The organism is Paraburkholderia nemoris (genome assembly GCF_905221015.1).
In the GTDB taxonomy this organism is placed as follows: Bacteria; Pseudomonadota; Gammaproteobacteria; order Burkholderiales; family Burkholderiaceae; genus Paraburkholderia; species Paraburkholderia nemoris.
On record NZ_CAJNBO010000079.1, the window covers coordinates 1 to 5,392 of the forward strand.

The window sequence follows — 5,392 nt, forward strand, 5'->3', positions numbered from 1 at the left end:
TCAGGCCGCTGGTGAACTGCTGCGCATGCGGATTGTCGCGGCAAGCGGCAACCAGTTTTTCCAGCAGATGGCGACCATCATCGGCGGCACGCTGCCGATACTCAATCTTGTCGCCAGTTCCCGCAAAGGTGCATGGGCAGCAGCAGTGCGTGCTTATGGTCGTGTCGTCGAAGCCATCGAGCGGGGCGATCAGACCGAAGCGGAAATCGCCAGTTTTGCGCTGTTCGACCACCGGGGTGATGAGTCTGTGCCGAGCCAGCCAGACCTGTTCATCAGGGGGACTCAGTCAGAATGTTCCCTCACTGGCGCATCGGTCACGAAGGAGGCAACGTCACGATAGGGATACCGAACCGGCAGGGACGTTGTATGAACCCCGGACGACGCAGGCGACAGGACATCGCAGGGAGCGCCATGGATGTACCGGACGGCAAGCATCGCTCACGGGCCAATCGGATGCTGGACGGAATCATGGCGGGGATCGTCGAAGACCGGCACGGCCCCATGCTTGCGAGCGCAAGACGTGCTGACGAAGGAATTCAGCGTGAGTCGCAGCGTGCCGCGCGAAGCGTTGTCGATAGTCTCGCCGCGCGAGCGTGACGAACACCTCGCGTCGAAGGTCCTGTTTCTCCGTCATGAGGGTCGGTGTCCATGCGTATGCGCGGGCACCTGACTTCCTTCGGTCATTGATCGTGCGTCGCTAAAAGACCGGGTAATCCGTAAAAAATCGACAATGAAAAGGACACTACCAGCTCACCATGGAGCAAACTCCATCCGTTCGAGGCAACGGGCAAAAAAAACGCAACTCCCGCCACAGGAGTTGCGGACAGAATACCCGCGTTGCGGCCGAGGATGGAGTGTCGCAGTCGTGGGAGCGCGGGAGGAGACGACCCGACGCGCTAATTCCTATTATAGTTAGGATTGGATATTAATTCATGATGATTTTGCGAAAAATATGGAGACCTGGACGATATCCGACGAAGGGTTGCTGTTCTTAATGTTGGTGGTCACGCGCTGCCGTAAAGATGATGAAGAATGCAGAACTGAAGTCGCCGCTAATACCGGGTGGACTACAGCCCGCCCGAAGTACGGGCGGTGCTTTCGGACTATGTGGCGAGGGGGCAGGTGAAACAGATCCTCGACGGCGGGCGCGCCCGCAGCAGTCTGGCGGCGTCTCTCGCGAGCGGGACGGCCAGCCGCATGACTGAGCGGGCCGGTGAACACAGGATGTCGCTGATGAAACGCATCTACTTCTGGACTGTAGTCGCCGCCGTAGTCATTCTGGGAGCGGTTGCGTGGATCAAACGCGACGACCTCGCGCCGACGACCACCCTGTCCGTGCGGATCGGCGAAACCTGGGAAGATGTACTCAAAGGGTCGACGTTTCCCGTTGTAAAGCATTCCGGTGCCCCCGACAAAGGTTCCGGAATGACGGCTGTCGATGCCCCGGCAGTCGTCATTGTGTTTAGCGATCCTGTTAACGGCTTCACACTTCCTGCTACGAAGTTCGCGCAGGTGACCTGGCGTAACAGGAAAGTTGCAACCATCACCACGTCACCCATGCTGGAGGCGCTGCCGTTCAATGACGCCGTCGCACTGCTGAACCGGTTGCAGGCTGATTTCAGGAAAGCTGGCTGGGAACCTGCCGGTGGATCTGGCGAACGGATGTCGTCATGGTTCGACACCTCGTCGGCGGCAGGCCTGTCGGAGCTTCGGCAGGCAGGTGCGCTCGGGTTCGGGCAAGGCCTCACGCGGGAACTGGCGGTGCCGCACAAATACACGATGCAATTCCAGTTCCGCTGCTGGGACTACTGCAGCTTCGGGCCAAATGAGTACACCCTCTACCGGATCGATGTCAGTATTGGGCCGGATCACTGACATGACTAATCGGCTGATCAGACGGGCGCAACCGCGAACAGGGTTCCAAGCCACCGGCGTCAGGTCGGCACGGAGCCGACCTGACGCCGGTGCAATCATCAGCGCTGCGCGTGACTTTGTCAGGCGCCGGCCGGGCGCACCGACAGCGCGTTCTTCACCGACTTGACGCCGTCCACGCCCTTCGCGACCTCGGTGGCCCGGTCGGACTGCGACTGTTCAGGCACGTTGCCCTGCAAGGTAACCGCGCCGTCGTGCGCGCGCACGGTCAGATTGCTGGCCTTGATCGTGGGATCGGCCACCAGCGTGTTGCGCACCTTCTTCGCCAGTGCGCGGTTCACGGCTTTCGCGGCCTTGTACTGCGCTTTCGACGCGTGATACTGCGCGTGTGCGGTTGCCGTCGGTCCGCTCGCCGCTGGCATCGCGGCAGGCTGGGACGCCGCAGATTGTGCGTAGACATGGGTCGACAGCGCGACAAGCAACGCGCTGCCAGCGACCCTGAGCCGTTGGGTGGTTTTCATACCGGTTTCCTTTTTAACGGGTTCTGTCGTTCAGCCAGCGGCCTGGATCGGGCTATTGCACGATCCAGGCCGCCTTGATGATGTTTACCAGGTATCGCAGGACATCGTCATCCTGCTGCACCCTCTGCATTAACGGATCAGGCAACGAAACGGATGTCAGTGAAAACCCCGAGTCGTACGCCGCGAGCTTTGCCTGGCGACAACCCGGTCGGCTGCTTCAGGCGCAACGGTTCAGAAGACGCGCCCTCTGCCGGGTGAAGTCTCTTACGTCCTCGCGTCGCCAAACTTCACGACATCGAGAATCGACTTCTTCCTGTCCTGATAGTTATACAGCGTAATCGCGCCTTCCTTCATGTCGCCCCGGACGTCGAATGCGATGTGGCCGATCACCCCGTCATGGTCCGTGGCGGGCATGGCCGCCAGTACCTTCGCCGGGTCGGTGGAATTGGCGCGCTTCATCGCATCGACCACGACATAGACCGCATCGTATGCAAACGGCGCGTTGAACAGGATCGGACCATTGAAGCGTTCTTCAAAGCGCTTCTGGAATTCAACGCCGTTAGGCATCCGGGATACCGCGAGGCTCGCTTCCGAACACACGAGGTTTTGCACCGCGTCACCCGCGAGTTCCGCCACCTTGGCCGTGCACGCGCCGTCGCCGCTCAATACCTTCGACTTCACGCCGAGCGCCGCCGCCTGGCGGATGAACGGGCCAACCGTCGAATCCATGCCGCCGAACATGATGACGTCCGGCTGCTGGCCCTTCATCTTCGTCAGGATGGCGCGGAAGTCGGTGGCTTTATCGTTGGTCGCTTCGCGAGCGACGATCTTGCCGCCGGCTGCCTCCACGGTCTTCGCGAATTCGTCCGCGAGGCCCTTGCCATAGGCCGTCGAATCGTCGACGACGGCGACGGTCTTCGCGTTCAGTGATTTCAGCGCGTAACTGCCCAGTGCCGGGCCCTGCTGGGCGTCGGTGGCGACCACGCGATAGGTCGATTTATAGCCCTGCTTCGTGTAGTCTGGATTCGTCGACGACGGCGAAATCTCCGTGATGTTCGCATCGTCGTAGATGCGCGAGGCCGGAATCGAAACGCCCGAGTTCAGGTGGCCGATCACGGCGACCACCCGTTCGTCGACAAACTTCTGGGCGATCTGCGTACCGGTTTTCGGATCGGCGGCGTCATCCTGGGCGTCCAGCTGGAGGCGCACCTGGCGGCCGCCAATCGTCAGGCCCTGCTTGTTGATCTCTTCGACCGCCAGACGCGCGCCGTTTTCATTGTCCTTGCCGAGATGGCCGCTGCCGCCCGTCAAAGGACCGACGTGGCCGATCTTCACGATCTCTTCGCCCGATGGTGCGGCGTTGGCCTCGGAGGCCTGGTTCCTGCCGCAGGCCGTCAGGGCCAGGGTCGCTGCCGCGACCGCGATCAATGTTGTCTTGCCAAGGCTGTAGTTTGCAAAATGGTTCAATTTACCGTTCCTCTTTTTCATGTCCTCGGATATGCGGCGGCTCTCATTCTGTTTTCTATAGAGTGCTAAATAATGAGATGCCGTGCACGAATATCTATCGCTGCGATGAGCAGCAAGATTAGAACACGAAAGACGAGGCGCCACGAAGTGCATCACCTGTTAGCATCGGAGTAAAACCACTGAACAGCAAGCCCCTCACGTGGCCCGATTACGCCGATCCCGGAATGGCTCGAATCTGCCGATCCGTGACACCTACGGTTGCACATTCGAGACGGCTGCTGATGGCCGCAGGTCGCCCGGCCTATCAGCAGGTGATACTGGCTGATGGCCCCTATGCATACTGGCGGCTTAATGAAACGTCAGGCACGGTGGCCGCCGATTCGAGCGGCAACGGCCGCGACGGCTCCTATGTCGGCGGCTTCTCGCTTGCGTCCGCGGCGCTCGTTCCCTCGACGGACGAAGAATATGCCGCGCTCGATGGCTCAACCGGCTACGTGAACATTACGCCCGCGGCGAACTTCTGCGCGGGAACAGACTGGACCATTGAAATGTGGGTGAACTTCGCGGCGATGGGCGCGAAAGGCGCGTCGCTGTTGTGCTTCTTTGCACTCACCGGCTTCAGCTTCTACGCGAGCGGTAACGGCATCGATTATCAACCGAAAAGCGGCTATGCCGCTAGCGCATGGGCGGGACTCCCGCTCGCGGTCGGCACGCCCAAGCATATCGTCCTGTCCGCAAGGGGCGCGAACTATGCGGGCACGCTGTATTTCAATGCGGCGGCGCATACCGGTTCGTCTGTTTACGCCCCTGGCATTTCCACATTGCTCGGCATCGGATTACCGAGTTCCTACATGAACTACATGAATGGCTGCGTGGGCGAGGTGGCACTCTACGACCACGCGCTCAGTGCGCAACAGGTTCGCAATCACTGGCTTGCGGGCGCGTAGCCATCTCGCTATCAGATCCGCGGCTGGATCTCGTCAACCACGATGTCCGGCGTGTTGATACAGATGCCGCCAATTCGCTCAACTCATCGTTACGCACGCCAACGCAGGCTTGAGACATGAGGCGTCAAGAATTGTGTTGTGCATGGCATGTCGCGCGGGATATGATACAGATCAGTCTCCTCATCTTGAGATTGAACGGCAACTCGATGACTTGGCATCATACTGCCTGGGATTCCAAGGAGGCGCCGGTGAAGTTCCGTATTGCGGGGGTAACCGGAGGTACTGGGCAGCATAGATGATTTGGCGGCGGACTCGATGTTCACCCGCGATCGCTTGGCAAGCTGAAAAACAGACATGTATGAGAACTCAGGCATCCTAAATCCAATGGAATTGACGAGCCATTCGGCCATGCCAATACTAAATAACGAGTGGCACGTATCCGTGCGACGGCAGAACGGACTGCTCGAAATATATCGCGCACTGCTGCTTTTTTCACGCTTGAGCAAGCCGAACCAGCATGTTTTCATCTCTCAGATGAACGAGTACCTGTTCGCCTCCGCGAAAGGCCGCAGGCGGTTATTAATG

Annotated in this window: 7 protein-coding genes; 5 read left to right on the forward strand and 2 right to left on the reverse strand. The window is 59.7% G+C overall.

What is annotated here, in order from left to right; translation table 11 throughout:
• The 3 genes from KHO33_RS41490 to KHO33_RS41500 all read left to right on the forward strand — a co-directional run.
• Window positions 1–340 (forward strand): FCD domain-containing protein (locus KHO33_RS41490; protein ID WP_200568513.1); only part of this gene is annotated, 340 nt, incomplete at its 5' end.
• A 71-nt stretch (window positions 341–411) separates the two neighbouring features.
• On the forward strand, window positions 412–597 hold the full coding sequence (locus KHO33_RS41495; protein ID WP_200568514.1) for a hypothetical protein: 186 nt from the start codon (window positions 412–414) through the stop codon (window positions 595–597).
• Window positions 598–1,122: 525 nt separating this feature from the next.
• Window positions 1,123–1,875, forward strand: a complete 753-nt coding sequence (locus tag KHO33_RS41500; RefSeq protein ID WP_200568515.1) for a hypothetical protein — start codon at window positions 1,123–1,125, stop codon at window positions 1,873–1,875.
• 119 nt (window positions 1,876–1,994) lie between these two features.
• On the opposite strand, the gene KHO33_RS41505 is transcribed toward KHO33_RS41500, so the two are convergent.
• Window positions 1,995–2,393, reverse strand: a complete 399-nt coding sequence (locus tag KHO33_RS41505) for a BON domain-containing protein (protein WP_200568516.1) — start codon at window positions 2,391–2,393, stop codon at window positions 1,995–1,997.
• A gap of 264 nt (window positions 2,394–2,657) precedes the next feature.
• Complete coding sequence (locus KHO33_RS41510; protein WP_407946231.1) at window positions 2,658–3,860, reverse strand: branched-chain amino acid ABC transporter substrate-binding protein; 1,203 nt, start codon at window positions 3,858–3,860, stop codon at window positions 2,658–2,660.
• A gap of 281 nt (window positions 3,861–4,141) precedes the next feature.
• On the opposite strand from KHO33_RS41510, the gene KHO33_RS41515 reads away from it, so the two are divergent.
• Window positions 4,142–4,807, forward strand: coding sequence for a LamG-like jellyroll fold domain-containing protein (locus tag KHO33_RS41515; RefSeq protein ID WP_200568518.1), 666 nt, complete (start codon window positions 4,142–4,144; stop codon window positions 4,805–4,807).
• A 354-nt stretch (window positions 4,808–5,161) separates the two neighbouring features.
• Window positions 5,162–5,392, forward strand: a 231-nt coding sequence (locus KHO33_RS41520) for a hypothetical protein (protein WP_211629320.1), incomplete at its 3' end; no start/stop codon positions are given.

Coding starts and splice junctions, on each gene's coding strand:
- KHO33_RS41495 (WP_200568514.1), top strand. CDS start 412: ATGGATGTACCGGACGGCAAGCATCGCTCACGGGCCAATCGGATGCTG.
- KHO33_RS41505 (WP_200568516.1), bottom strand. CDS start 2,393: ATGAAAACCACCCAACGGCTCAGGGTCGCTGGCAGCGCGTTGCTTGTC.
- KHO33_RS41515 (WP_200568518.1), top strand. CDS start 4,142: ATGGCCGCAGGTCGCCCGGCCTATCAGCAGGTGATACTGGCTGATGGC.